Annotated in this window: 13 protein-coding genes and 1 rRNA gene; all 14 read left to right on the top strand. The window is 45.7% G+C overall.

The window, feature by feature from the left end:
- Positions 1 to 74: ribosomal RNA gene (gene rrf / locus NLX74_RS26080) — 5S ribosomal RNA — on the top strand; the annotation flags it as partial.
- Positions 75 to 237: 163 nt separating this feature from the next.
- The gene (locus NLX74_RS24520; protein WP_254330791.1) at positions 238 to 1,425 is read left to right on the top strand and encodes a GNAT family N-acetyltransferase; all 1,188 of its coding nucleotides are present in this window, start codon (positions 238 to 240) and stop codon (positions 1,423 to 1,425) included.
- Between the two features lie 528 nt (positions 1,426 to 1,953).
- Positions 1,954 to 2,418 carry a CtsR family transcriptional regulator gene (locus NLX74_RS24515; protein ID WP_013312188.1) on the top strand — a complete coding sequence of 155 codons (465 nt, stop codon included), beginning with the start codon at positions 1,954 to 1,956 and terminating at the stop codon, positions 2,416 to 2,418.
- A gap of 69 nt (positions 2,419 to 2,487) precedes the next feature.
- Positions 2,488 to 3,012 carry a protein-arginine kinase activator protein McsA gene (mcsA, locus tag NLX74_RS24510; RefSeq protein ID WP_023990574.1) on the top strand — a complete coding sequence of 175 codons (525 nt, stop codon included), beginning with the start codon at positions 2,488 to 2,490 and terminating at the stop codon, positions 3,010 to 3,012.
- A gap of 28 nt (positions 3,013 to 3,040) precedes the next feature.
- Positions 3,041 to 4,105: a protein-arginine kinase McsB gene (gene mcsB / locus NLX74_RS24505; RefSeq protein ID WP_254330789.1), complete on the top strand. Its 1,065-nt coding sequence runs from the start codon at positions 3,041 to 3,043 to the stop codon at positions 4,103 to 4,105.
- A gap of 44 nt (positions 4,106 to 4,149) precedes the next feature.
- A complete protein-coding gene (clpC, locus tag NLX74_RS24500; protein WP_023990572.1) occupies positions 4,150 to 6,594 on the top strand; it encodes an ATP-dependent protease ATP-binding subunit ClpC in 2,445 nt (814 codons plus the stop codon).
- Positions 6,595 to 6,834: 240 nt separating this feature from the next.
- Positions 6,835 to 8,208: a DNA repair protein RadA gene (gene radA, locus NLX74_RS24495; protein WP_013312184.1), complete on the top strand. Its 1,374-nt coding sequence runs from the start codon at positions 6,835 to 6,837 to the stop codon at positions 8,206 to 8,208.
- Positions 8,209 to 8,220: 12 nt separating this feature from the next.
- The gene (gene disA / locus NLX74_RS24490) at positions 8,221 to 9,297 is read left to right on the top strand and encodes a DNA integrity scanning diadenylate cyclase DisA (RefSeq protein WP_013312183.1); all 1,077 of its coding nucleotides are present in this window, start codon (positions 8,221 to 8,223) and stop codon (positions 9,295 to 9,297) included.
- A gap of 54 nt (positions 9,298 to 9,351) precedes the next feature.
- Complete coding sequence (gene pssA, locus NLX74_RS24485) at positions 9,352 to 10,098, top strand: CDP-diacylglycerol--serine O-phosphatidyltransferase (protein ID WP_025723803.1); 747 nt, start codon at positions 9,352 to 9,354, stop codon at positions 10,096 to 10,098.
- A gap of 193 nt (positions 10,099 to 10,291) precedes the next feature.
- Positions 10,292 to 11,377: a PIN/TRAM domain-containing protein gene (locus NLX74_RS24480; protein WP_254330788.1), complete on the top strand. Its 1,086-nt coding sequence runs from the start codon at positions 10,292 to 10,294 to the stop codon at positions 11,375 to 11,377.
- A 69-nt stretch (positions 11,378 to 11,446) separates the two neighbouring features.
- The gene (gene ispD / locus NLX74_RS24475; protein WP_061831389.1) at positions 11,447 to 12,145 is read left to right on the top strand and encodes a 2-C-methyl-D-erythritol 4-phosphate cytidylyltransferase; all 699 of its coding nucleotides are present in this window, start codon (positions 11,447 to 11,449) and stop codon (positions 12,143 to 12,145) included.
- A complete protein-coding gene (gene ispF / locus NLX74_RS24470; protein WP_025723806.1) occupies positions 12,142 to 12,618 on the top strand; it encodes a 2-C-methyl-D-erythritol 2,4-cyclodiphosphate synthase in 477 nt (158 codons plus the stop codon). The genes ispD and ispF overlap by 4 nt, the downstream gene beginning before the upstream one ends.
- Before the next feature lie 39 nt (positions 12,619 to 12,657).
- Entirely contained in the window at positions 12,658 to 14,118 is a 1,461-nt protein-coding gene (gltX, locus tag NLX74_RS24465) for a glutamate--tRNA ligase (protein ID WP_254330786.1), read from the top strand.
- A gap of 486 nt (positions 14,119 to 14,604) precedes the next feature.
- On the top strand, positions 14,605 to 15,285 hold the full coding sequence (gene cysE, locus NLX74_RS24460) for a serine O-acetyltransferase (RefSeq protein ID WP_235306431.1): 681 nt from the start codon (positions 14,605 to 14,607) through the stop codon (positions 15,283 to 15,285).
- The last annotated feature ends 13 nt before the right edge of the window (positions 15,286 to 15,298 follow it).

The following is a 15,298-nucleotide window of genomic DNA, read 5'->3' as shown; positions in this document are numbered from 1 at the left end:
ACACGACCGTTAAGCCCTCCAGCGCCGATGGTACTTGGACCGCAGGGTCCTGGGAGAGTAGGACGTCGCCAAGCAAAAGTGAAAAGGATGATAATCTCAATGAGATTATCATCCTTTTTTTGTGCGTTTTTAGATGACCACCTGTTTCTAAGGTTGACAGAGAGAATGGGGTTTGCCACACTCTAAGTGTGTAATCTTTTTATGGATGCCCAAGTATACAAGCGAGGTGACGAAGTTATGGAGATCAGACAATTACAACGTAAGGAATTTGAAGCGGCTATTGAATTATCCCAATATGCTTTTCAGTTTACAATGTCCCAGGAAGACTTGGAAAAATCCAAGAAGAAATTCAAACCTGAGCAAACATGGGGAATATTCGACGGACATGACTTGAATGCTAAACTGACTTTGTTACCGCTACAGGTATACATAAACGGTCAGGTTTTTGATATGGGAGGCATTGCTGGTGTGGCAACATGGCCAGAAAAGCGTCGCGGAGGCATGGTTTCACGTTTGTTGACGCATGCGCTTGAAGAGATGAAGTCTGCGGGACAAAGCCTTTCTTTTCTGCATCCCTTCTCCTTTGCCTTCTATCGTAAATTTGGATGGGAAACGTATATTGAATACAAAAAGTACGTCATTCCCATTGATAAATTCCCTGCAAAACTTAAAACAGAAGGTACAGTCAAACGCGATGTCAAAGATATTTTAGCACTGGACCAAGTGTATCAAGCGTTTGCATCTCGTTATAATGGCACGCTGGTACGAGATAAGGAATGGTGGCAAGAGCGGATTTTAAATGAGAACTATCGAACTGCGGTATATTACTCAGAAACAGGCGATCCTCAGGGATATGCACTGTACAAAATTGAAGATAAACAGTTGAATTGTGATGAGTTGGTTTATGAAAATGAGACGGCCCGTCAGGCTTTATGGACTTATTTTGCAAATCATGACTCCATGATAACCCATGGTAAATTTATTTACGTTCCAGCAGATGACAATCTGCCATTTTTACTTGATGATCCGCGAATTCAACAGGAGACCGTGCCTTATTTTATGGGCCGTATTGTGGATGCAGCTGCTTTTGTAGAAAGATACCCTTTTGAGCAGGTTGGAGAGGTAACACGTTTAACCTTAAATCTGACTGATCGGTATGCACCATGGAATGAAGGAGTATGGAGATTAACAATTACTACGGAAGGGAAAGGTCATCTGGTGAGAGTGGATACAAGCAATTCATCTGAAAACGCTATGGTATCTGACTTGAAACTTGGGATTCAGTCACTGACGACTCTGATGCTTGGCTACCAGCAGGCTGATGATCTGTATAAGTGGGGGCGTATTGAAGGGGGCAGTGAATCTGTGTCTGCGCTTAAACGTGTAATACCAGTAAAACAAACGTTTTTATTAGATTTTTTCTGATAAAGGCCCATTTAGATCTTCTTATGTTCCGTTTTTCAGGGAATATGTGTGATTATTATAATTTTCAAAACTCTTTCTGTAATTGGGAAGAGTTTTTTATGGTATTGTATAAAACATAATTAGATTGCGAAAAATGGTATTGACCCCTTGGCAAAAATGAATAATGTGCTATAATATGAATATAGTCAAAGAAAGTCAAAGTCAATCAAACCTCCTGAGATTCTGTAGAAGTATTTTGGTGGGCCGTATAAAGTAATTTTGATAGCAAAGAAGCAAACGAGGATCGAAATGATTTGCGTATAGTTAGGAACTGCCTTTTATGAAAATAAGAGAAGTGTATGACTAATCGCAAATAAAGGCCACACTAGAGACAAAACGGTACAATTCCAATGAGTGTAGAATAGGCAACAGCCTGAATACAGCTTAGATTCGTGACTTTACCGTTTGGTTAAGTTCAATATACGGCGGACTCTGTGGAACGTGAAATGTACTTGAATACTTGCGTTTCCGTTAGTGGAGGATGATGAAATGCGCAATGTTTCCGATATTATTGAACAATATTTAAAGAGTATATTGCTGGAAAGTCCCCAAGGTTTAGTGGAGATTCAGCGCAATGATCTGGCTGACCGCTTTTCCTGCGTGCCGTCGCAAATTAATTATGTAATTAGCACCCGGTTTACGCTGGAAAAAGGCTATGTGGTGGAAAGTAAACGCGGTGGCGGGGGCTACATTCGTATTCAGCGAATTCAGCTGCCTGCACAGCATGCCATCCATACACATCTTCATCAGAGCATCGGGGAGGAAATAAGCCAATCGGCAGCAGAAGGACTGATTTATCAGTTAGAGGAGGCCCATTTTTTAAGCAAAAGGGAAGCTAATCTAATGAAGGCTGCCTTATCGAGGGATACATTATTACTGAAGCTTCCCTATCGTGATCAACTGCGAGCAAGATTGCTTAAGGCTATGCTGATCTCGTTGCTGGCGACCAAATAGTTTGTGAATAGAGACTAACGTTTGGATGTAGGGATTGGTATAAATCCTGACATTAAAGGAGGTGCTTTTATGCTGTGCCAAGAATGTAATATGCGGCCGGCAACTTTGCATTTCACCAAAATTGTGAATGGCGAAAAGACAGAGTTTCATATTTGTGAGACGTGTGCCAAGGAAAAAGGGGAGATGATCCCTGGAACACCTAACGGCTTTTCGATTCATAGCTTGTTGTCGGGGATGCTGGATTTTGACTCCAGTACAAAGAGCCAGTCTCCAGGCCACAGTGGTCCGCAAAACCTGCAATGCAAGGATTGTGGCATGACCTATGCACAGTTTAGTAAGCTGGGACGTTTCGGATGCCCGTCGTGCTATCAATACTTTGATAGTCGTCTGGACCCTCTGTTCAAGCGTGTGCATGGCAGTACGAATCATGTTGGTAAAGTTCCGGTTCGCACTGGAGGTCGCCTGAAGGTTAAACGGCAAATTGACGATTTGAAAAAAGAGATGCAACAGCATATTGTACAGGAAGAATTTGAATCAGCTGCTGAGCTTAGGGATCAAATCAGAGAGCTTGAAAAAGAAATGACTGAAGAGTAAAGTTTGTGAAGAGTAGGAGGGATGCGTAATGCCCAATATTCGGTTTACGGAGAAGCCGCTAAGTGACTGGATGCGTGGTGATGCTGCGGATTCAGAGATTGTCATTAGCAGCCGGGTGAGAATTGCGCGTAACTTGCAGCATCTGCCTTTTCCCATGCTTGCTACCAATCAGCAGTCGGAAGAAGTACTTCAACGCTTAACGGATATCCTTCAGTATGATGATTTAGGTGGTTTTGGTACTTTTCATACGTTGAAAATATCCGAGTTGGATGAGATCGACAAGCGGGTGCTGGTTGAGAAGCATTTGATTAGTCCTAATTTGGCGAACGAATCCCGTAACGGTGCTGTTTTAATTAGCGATGATGAATCGGTTAGTGTTATGATAAACGAAGAGGATCATCTGCGTATCCAGTGCTTATATCCGGGATGTCAGGTTAGAGAAGCTTGGGAACGCGCTATGGTTATTGATGATGCATTTGAAGCGCATGTTGATTATGCATTTGATGATCGGAGAGGTTTTCTGACCAGTTGTCCGACGAATGTCGGCACAGGTATGAGAGCTTCGGTGATGATGCATTTGCCCGCATTAGTCATGACTCATCAAATCAATCGTATATTGTCTGCTGTTTCACAGGTAGGTCTTACGGTTCGCGGCATTTACGGTGAAGGCAGCGAAGCTGTCGGAAATTTGTTTCAGGTATCTAATCAGATTACACTGGGACAAACCGAAGCGGAAATTATAGAGAATCTACATGGCGTGGTGCTACAAATTATTGAGCACGAACGTTCTGCCAGAGAACGGCTAATGAATGAATCTATGCTGCGAATTACAGATCGGGTGATGCGTTCATTCGGTATTTTGTCATATGCAGCAGTATTGGATTCCAAGGAGGCTGCACAGCGGCTGTCCGATGTGCGTCTTGGCGTAGATTTAGGAATTTTGGAGCGTCCTTCCACCGCAGCGATGAATGAGCTGAATGTGATGACACAACCCGGGTTCCTGCAAAAAAGCTTTGGGGATAAAATGAATACCGAAGAGCGCGATATGTACCGGGCGAAGCTGATCCGGCAAAAATTAGGCACAACCCTTTAATATATAGAATGATCTGAAATACACACTGTGGAGGTGCAGGATATATGATGTTTGGAAGATTTACGGAACGTGCACAGAAAGTGCTTGCTTTGGCTCAGGAAGAAGCTGTTCGATTGGGACACAACAACATTGGCACAGAGCACATTTTGCTAGGCCTCATTCGTGAAGGTGAAGGAATAGCAGCGAAAGCCTTAATCGGTTTAGGACTGGGACTGGAAAAAATCCAGGATGAAGTGGAAACGCTGATTGGACGCGGTCAAGAGCAACCGACGAACATTGCCTATACTCCACGCGCCAAAAAAGTCATCGAACTGTCTATGGATGAAGCCCGCAAACTGGGCCATACCTATGTAGGTACAGAACATATTTTGCTTGGTCTTATTCGTGAAGGCGAAGGCGTAGCAGCACGTGTACTGAATAACCTGGGCATTAGCCTGAACAAAGCGCGTCAGCAAGTGCTTCAATTACTCGGTAGCAGCGAGGCTGTTTCCAGCCATCACGGTGCTCCAGCTAATGTCAGCACGCCAACTCTGGACAGTCTGGCACGCGATCTGACGGCATCTGCGAAGGAAAACAACCTGGACCCTGTTATTGGGCGTAGCAAGGAAATCGAACGCGTAATTCAGGTGCTCAGCCGCCGTACAAAGAACAATCCGGTTCTGATTGGTGAGCCTGGGGTAGGTAAAACGGCGATTGCCGAAGGATTGGCCCAAAAAATCATAGCGAATGAGATTCCCGAAACGTTGCGCGACAAGCGCGTAATGACACTGGATATGGGTTCTGTGGTAGCAGGCACCAAGTATCGTGGTGAATTCGAGGATCGTTTGAAAAAAATTATGGACGAGATTCGTCAAGCGGGTAATATCGTGTTGTTCATTGATGAGCTGCATACGCTGATTGGTGCTGGTGGAGCAGAAGGCGCAATTGATGCGTCCAACATCCTGAAACCTGCTCTGGCACGTGGCGAGCTGCAATGCATCGGTGCGACCACGCTGGATGAATACCGCAAATATATTGAGAAAGATGCTGCTTTGGAGCGTCGTTTTCAACCAATTACAGTGGATCAACCTTCTCCAGAAGAGGCGATTCAAATCTTGTATGGTCTGCGTGACCGTTACGAAGCGCATCACCGTGTAAAGATCACAGATGAGGCTATTGAAGCGGCCGTAAAATTGTCAGATCGTTATATCACCGACCGCTTCCTGCCAGATAAGGCTATTGACCTTATTGATGAGGCGGGCTCCAAAGTAAGGCTGAATTCTTACACTGTACCGCCAAACCTGAAACAGCTGGAAAACCGTCTGGAAGATATCCGTAAGGAAAAGGATTCAGCGGTACAAAGTCAGGAGTTTGAAAAAGCGGCAGCGCTGCGTGATACAGAGCAAAAAATCCGTGAAGAGTTAGACGTGACGAAAAACCAATGGAAAGAACAACAGGGTCGTACAGATTCCGAAGTTACCCCAGAGGATATCGCTCAAGTCGTTGCAATCTGGACAGGTGTTCCAGTCAGCAAGCTGAAAGAGGAAGAAACACACCGCTTGTTGAATATGGAAGAGTTGCTGCATGAGCGGGTAATTGGACAGGATGAAGCAGTTAAGGCAGTAAGCCGGGCGATTCGCCGGGCACGTGCCGGACTGAAAGATCCGAAGCGTCCAATTGGTTCCTTTATTTTCCTCGGTCCAACTGGGGTTGGTAAAACAGAGCTGGCACGCGCCTTGGCTGAATCCATGTTTGGAGATGAAAATGCGGTTATCCGTATTGATATGTCTGAATATATGGAGAAACACTCCACGTCCCGTCTGGTAGGAGCGCCTCCAGGGTACGTTGGATATGAAGAAGGCGGTCAACTGACTGAGAAGGTACGTCGTAAGCCATACTCTGTTGTGTTGCTGGATGAAATTGAAAAAGCACACCCAGAAGTATTCAATATTCTTCTGCAAGTGCTGGAAGATGGGCGTCTGACAGATTCCAAAGGTCGTGTCGTTGATTTCCGTAATACACTCATCATCCTAACATCTAATGTTGGTGCACAGGCGATTAAACGTAACTCCACGCTTGGTTTTACAGCTGTAGTGGACGCTGGAGCGGATTACGATAATATGAAGGGCAAAGTGATGGATGAACTGAAGAAAAGCTTCCGTCCTGAGTTCTTGAACCGGATTGATGAAATTATCGTTTTCCATTCTCTCGAAGAAAAACATATTGCCGAAATTGTATCACTCATGTCCGAGGAGCTGCGTAAGCGCCTGAATGAGTATGAGGTGGACTTCGAGTTGACAGACAATGCTAAAAAATTCCTTGCCAAGGAAGGCTTTGATCCAGCGTATGGTGCGCGTCCTTTGCGTCGTGCAATCCAGAAGCATATTGAAGATCGCCTGTCCGAGGAACTGTTGACTGGCAACATTACTAAAGGTGACTCTCTCTTCATTGATGAGGAGAACGGTGCATTGACTGTAACCAAAAAGGATAATGTATCTGCCAAGTCCTAAAGCAGTTTACTAAATAAATAGTAGAAAAGGGTGTCTCGCAAGCTGGAAAGCTATTGCGAAGACACCCTTTTTGTGTATAAAACACGGTGAAAAGGTTGGGTAAATGCTTTGGGAAAGTTTGTGATATTGCTTTACGTCCGCCAAGCTTCAATGGTAAACTTTTATTGTTACAGCTCTTTCTGGGCTGTATGAACATAAATTTGACATCATCGTCGTCAATAAGGAGCCAGGGAACAAAGTATGGCTAAAGTGAAAACTAAATTTTCCTGTACGGAATGTGGTTATGAATCGCCCAAATGGTACGGAAAATGTCCTGGATGCCAGGCATGGAATTCCATGGTCGAAGAAACGGAAAGCGTTGTAAAAACTCAAGGAATGGGGTCTTCCCTTCTTACTCATAGCACAAAAGACAAGCCACTCCCTATTATAGAGGTGGAGAGTGGCAAAGAAACACGAATTTTGACGGGAATTGGCGAATTGAATCGAGTACTCGGTGGAGGTGTGGTGCCGGGTTCACTCGTTTTGGTGGGCGGTGATCCGGGAATCGGTAAATCTACGCTCATGCTGCAAACATCTAATGAACTGGCTTTAACTGGTTTAAAGGTGCTGTACGTGTCTGGTGAGGAATCTGTCCGTCAAACGAAACTCCGTGCAGATCGGCTCGGTGCCTTGTCCCCCAGCCTATACGTATTATGTGAGACGAATTTGGAGACGATTGAAGAAGCGGTGGACAGCTTGAAGCCGGAGTTTTTGGTCATCGACTCGATACAGACTGTATATTTGCCTGAGGTGACGAGTGCACCAGGAAGTGTGGCTCAGGTGCGGGAGTGTACTTCACGCTTTATGCGAATTGCCAAGGGGCTAGGTATTGCTACGGTATTGGTAGGACATGTGACCAAGGAAGGGGCCATTGCAGGTCCGCGTTTGTTGGAGCATATGGTTGATTGTGTACTTTATTTTGAAGGAGAGCGTCATCATACGTATCGGCTTTTGCGTGCAGTTAAAAATCGTTTCGGTTCTACAAATGAAATTGGTATTTTTGAAATGGCTGAAAGCGGTTTGCGTGAGGTGTCGAATCCTTCTGAACTTTTCCTGTCTGAACGACCACTGGGTGTGGCAGGTTCTACTGTTGTAGCCAGTATGGAAGGAACCCGACCTGTATTGGTTGAACTGCAAGCATTGATTGCAGCTACACATTTTCCCTCTCCACGCCGAATGGGCACAGGAGTCGACCATCATCGAATGGGATTAATCATAGCCGTGCTAGAAAAGCGGATGGGCATGTTTTTGCAAAACCAGGACGCTTATCTCAACGTAGCCGGAGGCGTGAAGTTGGATGAACCGGCGGTGGATTTGGCTATAGCTGTGAGTATTGCTTCCAGCTTTAGGGATGCTCCTACAAAGCCATATGATGTGATTTTTGGCGAGGTGGGACTGACAGGTGAGGTGCGCGCGGTATCCCGAGCAGAACAGCGAGTACGAGAAGCGGAGAAACTAGGTTTCAAACGGGTGATCATGCCGGAGAAAAGCTTGAAGGGCTGGACACATCCGAAAGGGATACAAATTATAGGAGTAGGAACGGTGGCAGATGCACTGGCAGCCGCATTAGATTAGGGGGCATTGAGAATGAAAGAAGCGAGCCAACTGGATAAAATGAACGATTTGCTGCGGCTTGTGGCACCGGGAACTCCCTTTCGCGACGGGTTGGAAAACGTTTTGCGTGCCAAAACGGGTGCTCTTCTGGTCGTTGGCTATAGCCCAGAAGTTATGGAAGTCGTGGATGGCGGTTTCTCCATCAATTGTGATTTTTCACCGAACTATTTGTATGAGTTGGCTAAAATGGACGGCGCAATCATATTGAGCGAGGATTTAAAACGAATTTTATATGCCAATACGCAACTGATTCCGGACTCCTCCATTTCTTCAATTGAGACGGGAATTCGGCACCGGACAGCAGAACGAGTTGCAAAGCAGACTGGAAAATTAGTTGTGTCTATTTCCCAACGGCGTAATATTATTACCTTGTATCAGGGGACATTACGGTATGCGCTTAAGGAAATCGGGGTTATTCTAACGAAAGCCAATCAGGCTATTCAGACGTTAGAAAAATATAGATCTGTGTTGGGGCAAGCCTCTACGAATTTGACAGCATCTGAATTTGAAGAGCTGGTTACCATGCCGGAAGTCGTTAATGTCATCCAGCGGATCGAAATGGTGCTGCGCATCAAAATGGAAATCAAACGATTTATTAACGAGCTCGGAAATGAGGGCCGTCTGATTAGTATGCAGATGGAAGAGCTTGTCAGCAACATTGAGGAAGAAGCTTGGTTGCTGTATAAGGATTATGCCAAAGACGATAGCGACGAGAAGATTCGTGAAATTATATTGGGACTCAAACGTTCTACGGACGATGAATTGTTGGATGTGAATCATATTGTACGTTTACTAGGCTACCCTTCTTCAGCTGCGACATCAGAGGAGTATATTGCTGCACGTGGCTACCGGGTACTGAACAAGATACCGCGTTTGCCGAATGTGATTATTCATAATCTGGTGGAGCGGTTTGGACGTTTTCCACATGTCATCACAGCAACGATAGAAGAATTGGATGAAGTGGATGGTATTGGAGAGGTTCGTGCGCGTACGATTAAAGAGGGTCTTAAACGTTTGCAGGAACAAGTTTTCATTGACAGGCAAATGTAAATGTAATACAGTGAAAGGATTATAATGGAACAATTCATACATTGAGGTGAAGAGATGATTACCAAATCAATTCCGAACATGTGTACCTTAGGTAACTTGTTTCTCGGAATGATCGCCATTTTATTGGCTGTAGACGGAAAATACAGTCTTGCCGCTATTATGGTTATTGTCGCCATGTTGTTGGACGGACTGGATGGTAGGATGGCCCGGGTCCTGAATGCCCAAAGCGAATTCGGTAAAGAACTGGACTCCTTATCAGATATGATATCTTTTGGTGTTGCTCCCGCAGTTATTATGTACATGGTTGCTTTTCATGATGCGAATTCGGCTCTCGCTTGGACGGTTACTGCCATTTTCCCAATGTGCGGAGCGTTGCGTTTGGCTCGATTTAACGTACGTCCTGGTGTACCAGGTTATTTTACGGGGTTGCCAATTCCGGCAGCAGGTGGCGTATTAGCCACTTTGTCCTTATTCCATAACGATATTTCATTGTTATACATGTCGATTGCCATGTTGCTGGTTTCTTATTTGATGGTCAGCTCCATGAGATATCCGAATTTTAAAAAGGTCGGCCTTCCGAAAAAAGCGATCTGGGTTGCTCCATGGGTCGTAATTGCAGCGGTGGTGTTGGCTGTTAAATTCCCTGACCAGCTGTCGAAGCTGATTTTTGTGCCGCTGGTGCTGTATGCATTGTATGGTATGAAGCTGAACATTCGTAAGCTGTCACGCAGACGTGGACGTGATCGGGAGCGTTCCAGTCAGGAAGAACAGGACGATCAATATCGTCATTCACAGCGCTAGTATCAAGCAAGAACAAGAATAAGCATTTATTTCCTTGAATCATTTTAGGGAGATAAATGCTTTTTTTTATGCATAAAAAGTGAAATTACAGGGTTAGTTATGTGGGAAATGGATCATACTGGTAAGAGAAATGCTATGTATCCAACAAGCAGCAGACTATATGCAAAGAAAATAAAGGAGGTATAGAGACTCAATGTGGAGAAAGGCTATTTTAACTTTTACAGGATTGTGCGGAGCATGGTTTGGCTATACGTTATACCAGCGGGTAGGAGGCATTGTATCGTGGATGCCACAATGGTTGAGTGATGGGTCTTTACCGGGAATGATTGTTTGGATGATGGCGGGAGCAGTGCTATTTATGGCTGGGTGTTCATTCGCAGGGGCATCCGTGGCAAATCGATTGCAGCAGGGCATTGAAGGCTTGGTACGAATTCCGATGAACGAGATGATGGCAGGTGTGATTGGTTTAGCAGTGGGATTGATGCTTTCCTTAGCAGTTTATCCGCTTTTTTCATGGTTGGGGGCCCCGGGTCAACTTATCCAGACCGCTGTTACCGTGATATGCGGATATGTAGGATTGATGGTTGGACTAGAAAAGCGGGACGAGCTGTCTTCCTTTTGGAGTTCTGGTTTTTTTGGTCGGGGAACGGGTGTAGAAGAACGCAAGCTGGAGGAACATAAAATATTGGACACCAGCGTCATTATAGATGGACGTATTGCAGATATTTGCAAGACAGGTTTTATTGAAGGAACGATTGTGATACCTGAATTTGTGCTGGAGGAGCTTCAGCATATTGCAGATTCATCAGATTTACTTAAGCGTAATCGTGGACGCCGGGGTCTGGATATTTTGAATAAAATCCAAAAAGAGCTGGATGTGAATGTGCTCATTTACGAAGGTGATTTTGAGGAAATTTCAGAGGTCGACAGTAAGCTGGTCAAGCTGGCAAAGGTGTTGCAGGGTAAAGTTGTAACTAATGATTTTAACCTGAATAAAGTATGCGAACTGCAAGGTGTATCGGTGCTAAATATTAACGATTTGGCGAATGCAGTGAAGCCTGTCGTATTGCCCGGCGAGGAAATTATGGTGCAGATTATTAAAGACGGCAAGGAGCATGGGCAGGGTGTAGCCTATCTGGATGATGGCACGATGATTGTTGTAGAAGGCGGACGTGACTATATTGGCTCTCTGATGGAGGTACTGGTCACGAGTGTACTTCAGACCTCTGCCGGCCGTATGATCTTTGCTAAACCAAAATTATTGGAAAAAGCTCAATAAACGCGGTATGATGAAGTAGATGTGTTATCATACGGATCGTCCAAAGCGATCAGGGCAGGAGTTATTTGAATGAACAATCGGGTAGGAGTTGTCATTGTGGCAGCAGGGCGCGGCTCCCGTATGGGGACGCAGGAGAGCAAGCAATTTCTGCTTTTGCGGGACAAGCCCATCTTCATACATACACTTGAAATATTCGCAGCTATGCCCGAAGTGGATGAAATGGTGATGGTGACTGGGACAGGAGATGTGGAACGCTGCCGTGATTGGATTCATCAATACAAAATCGGTAAAAATGTACGGGTGGTGGCTGGTGGCAATGAACGCCAGCATTCGGTTTATCGCGGTCTGCGCCACTTACAAGCGGATTGGGTGATGGTGCATGATGGTGTGCGTCCACTCATTCAACCTGAGCTTGTACGTTCATGCCTTGAGGCAGCCCAGCGTACTGGTGCTTCTGTAGCGGCAGTACCTGTAAAGGATACAGTCAAGCAAGTGAACGGGGATGGTATCATTACAGCAACGCCGGATCGCCGAAGTCTGTGGAGTATTCAAACGCCACAGACTTTTCGTCTTTCCGATCTGCTGCGAGCCTATGAGGAAGCGGAGCAGTCGGGATTCTTGGGAACAGATGATTCTATGCTGATAGAGCGGCTAGGAATTCCGGTTACTGTCGTTCAAGGCAGCTACAAGAACATCAAAATTACTACGCCTGAGGATTTGGATATGGCGGCGTTATGGGTAAAAACAGAGGGAGAGGATATCAAATGATCAGAGTGGGACAAGGATTTGACGTCCACCAGCTGGTGGAAGGAAGGCCATGCATCATCGGAGGTGTGAATATTCCGTATGAAAAAGGTTTGTTGGGCCATTCCGATGCAGACGTGCTGCTGCATGCCATTAGTGATGCTATCCTAGGCGCGCTTGGCTTGGGAGACATCGGGAAGCATTTTCCGGATAATGACCCAGAATTTAAGGATGCCGACAGTCTTAAGCTACTGGAGCATGTGTGGGGGCTAGCTAAAGAGCGAGGATATCGCTTGGGGAATATTGATTCTACGATTATCGCACAAAAGCCCAAAATGGCATCGTATATCCCGCAGATGAATGAAGTCATTGCACGGGCTTTGGAAGCAGAGGAGCTATCCCAGGTGAACGTCAAGGCGACCACGACAGAGCAACTCGGGTTTCCCGGACGGGGTGAAGGAATCGCGGCTCAATCGGTTGTCTGTCTTATCAAGTAAATGCTATCATCTTGAGTAATTCAATTTGGAGGAGATTATATGAGCACGGAAGTTCGTGTACGCTATGCACCAAGCCCTACAGGGCATCTGCACATTGGAAATGCCAGAACGGCATTATTTAATTATTTGTTTGCTCGCAATCAAGGTGGAAAATTTATTATTCGTATTGAAGACACAGATGTGAAGCGCAATATTGAGGGCGGAGAAGAAAGCCAACTTAAATATTTGAAATGGTTAGGTATGGACTGGGATGAGAGCGTAGACGTGGGAGGCGAGTTCGGACCTTATCGTCAGACGGAACGCTTGGACATATATAAAACGTACTGGCAGGATTTGCTGGATCGTGGTTTGGCTTATCGCTGTTACTGCACTGAAGAGGAGCTGGAGCGCGAGCGTGAAGAACAGACGGAACGTGGGGAGACACCACGCTATTCTGGAAAGCATCGTGATCTAACAGAAGAACAGTGCCGGGCATTCGAAGCAGAGGGCCGTGTACCAAGTATTCGTTTTCGCGTACCGGAAGATCGTGAATATACGTTTGACGATATCGTTAAAGGTCAAATTACGTTTAATTCCAAGGAAAGCGGCGATTTTGTTATCGTCAAAAAGGATGGTATTCCGACATATAACTTCGCTGTAGCGGTTGATGATTATTTGATGAAAATATCGCATGTACTACGGGGCGAAGACCATGTTTCCAATACACCGCGGCAGTTGATGATTTTTGAAGCTCTCGGCTGGGAACCGCCACGCTTCGGTCATATGACGCTGATTGTAGGCGAGGATCACAAAAAGCTCAGTAAGCGTAACGAATCCATTATTCAGTTCATGGAGCAGTATGACAAGTTGGGCTATTTACCAGAAGCTATATTCAACTTCATTGCACTACTGGGCTGGTCCCCGGAAGGCGAAGAAGAGATCTATGATCGGGAACAACTGATTTCGATTTTCGATCCTAATCGTTTGTCCAAAAGTCCAGCTGTGTTTGATACAAATAAGCTTGCTTACCTAAACAATCACTATATTAAAAAGGCTGATCCTGAGCGAATTGCCAGTATGGCGATTCCACATCTCCAGGCAGCGGGGCTGTTGCCAACTGAACTGTCTTCGGAACAACTGGATTGGGCTAAGGCCCTTGTTCGTTTATACCAGGAACAGATGACTTCTGCATCCGATATTGTAGCGTTGTCTGAGTTGTTTTTCCGTTCACATCTGGAACTGGATGCTGAAGCAGCAGCTGTATTGGCCGAAGAGCAGGTTCCTGAGGTACTTAGAGCTTTTACGGTTAAAGTTGAAACGAGCGAGGAATTTACAGCTCCACAAATGGCTAAGCTGATCAAGGAAGTTCAAAAGGAAACGGGTTTTAAGGGAAAACAACTATTCATGCCGATTCGTGTGGCTCTTACAGGCCAAACGCATGGACGAGATCTGAATGAAACCATCTTTTTGCTCGGACGTGACAAGGTACTGGATCGTCTCAAGGCACAAATTAAAGGCTGATATTTCTTGTCAATTTGTTGTCTTTTCGCTATAATGACTCCATTGATACGGATTGATATTTACGTGTAAAGGCTGCGAACAGGAGAAGTACACTGCATAGGGGCATCTGCCAGAGAGGACGGTCGAGGGGAAACTCCAGGCTGAGAGCCGTCCAGATGACCTGCGGAGGAAATGCGCCTGGGAGCCGTGCGCCCGAACTTTCATTAGCGTCAAATGCTGATGTGACAAGGGCGTGCCGAGTCGTTCCCGTTACAGGACGCCAAAGACGGACTGTCTGCTTTTTATGCAGCAGATATGTTCGAAGCAGAGTGGGACCACGTTCATGCGTCTCTGCAGCTTAGGCTGCGGAGACGCTTTTTCTTTTTTATCAGACTCAGACTCGTTATAGATTGAAAAATGTCGAAGAGTGCTGGTGGATGCGAAAATTGGCGGAACGTGAAGTGTAGTGATGATGCGGCAAGGATATGAAGGGAATAGGAGGGCGACATGTTCAGACATTTCAAATCCGACATTCAGACTGTTTTGGATAATGATCCGGCCGCCCGGAGTAAGCTGGAGGTCATTTTTACGTATTCCGGCGTTCATGCCCTTTGGGCACATCGAATCGCACATTGGTTTTATTTGCGAAACTGGTGTACTCTAGCCCGTGTTATATCCCAGGTATCAAGGTTTATGACAGGCATTGAAATTCATCCTGGCGCTCGTATCGGAAATCGGCTGTTCATTGATCATGGCATGGGAGTTGTCATCGGTGAAACCTGTGAGATTGGCGACGATGTCATATTGTATCAGGGGGTCACACTCGGCGGGACTGGGAAAGAGAAAGGGAAGCGCCATCCGACCATTGGGAATAATGTTGTTATCGGCTCCGGTGCAAAGATATTAGGCTCTTTCACGATTGGGGCACAATCCAACATTGGATCTAACTCGGTTGTGCTCAAAGAAGTTCCACCAAACAGTACGGTGGTGGGCATCCCGGGGCGAGTTGTCAGACAGGATGGTAGGCGTCCAGACCGACTTAGTCATCAATTGCCTGATCCGGTTGTGGACTCTATGCGAGAACTTCAACGGGAAATAGAACGTTTGCGTGCAGAAATGTCTGATTTGAAGGATGAGGCATCTGCTCAGAAACATCAGGTGACCCAAGAGAATAAATTAGAAAAATGATTTTCATGAGGGA

This window comes from Paenibacillus sp. MZ03-122A (genome assembly GCF_024213325.1).
Taxonomy (GTDB): Bacteria; Bacillota; Bacilli; order Paenibacillales; family Paenibacillaceae; genus Paenibacillus; species Paenibacillus polymyxa_B.
The sequence above is the reverse complement of the archived record's forward strand: the minus strand, read 5'-3'. Positions and strand labels throughout refer to the sequence as shown.

Excerpts from the sequence above, each read along its gene's own strand:
- NLX74_RS24515 (WP_013312188.1), top strand. The coding sequence starts at position 1,954 with ATGCGCAATGTTTCCGATATTATTGAACAATATTTAAAGAGTATATTG.
- ispF (WP_025723806.1), top strand. The coding sequence starts at position 12,142 with ATGATCAGAGTGGGACAAGGATTTGACGTCCACCAGCTGGTGGAAGGA.
- mcsA (WP_023990574.1), top strand. The coding sequence starts at position 2,488 with ATGCTGTGCCAAGAATGTAATATGCGGCCGGCAACTTTGCATTTCACC.
- pssA (WP_025723803.1), top strand. The coding sequence starts at position 9,352 with ATGATTACCAAATCAATTCCGAACATGTGTACCTTAGGTAACTTGTTT.
- NLX74_RS24480 (WP_254330788.1), top strand. The coding sequence starts at position 10,292 with ATGTGGAGAAAGGCTATTTTAACTTTTACAGGATTGTGCGGAGCATGG.
- gltX (WP_254330786.1), top strand. The coding sequence starts at position 12,658 with ATGAGCACGGAAGTTCGTGTACGCTATGCACCAAGCCCTACAGGGCAT.
- mcsB (WP_254330789.1), top strand. The coding sequence starts at position 3,041 with ATGCCCAATATTCGGTTTACGGAGAAGCCGCTAAGTGACTGGATGCGT.
- ispD (WP_061831389.1), top strand. The coding sequence starts at position 11,447 with ATGAACAATCGGGTAGGAGTTGTCATTGTGGCAGCAGGGCGCGGCTCC.
- cysE (WP_235306431.1), top strand. The coding sequence starts at position 14,605 with ATGTTCAGACATTTCAAATCCGACATTCAGACTGTTTTGGATAATGAT.
- clpC (WP_023990572.1), top strand. The coding sequence starts at position 4,150 with ATGATGTTTGGAAGATTTACGGAACGTGCACAGAAAGTGCTTGCTTTG.
- radA (WP_013312184.1), top strand. The coding sequence starts at position 6,835 with ATGGCTAAAGTGAAAACTAAATTTTCCTGTACGGAATGTGGTTATGAA.
- NLX74_RS24520 (WP_254330791.1), top strand. The coding sequence starts at position 238 with ATGGAGATCAGACAATTACAACGTAAGGAATTTGAAGCGGCTATTGAA.
- disA (WP_013312183.1), top strand. The coding sequence starts at position 8,221 with ATGAAAGAAGCGAGCCAACTGGATAAAATGAACGATTTGCTGCGGCTT.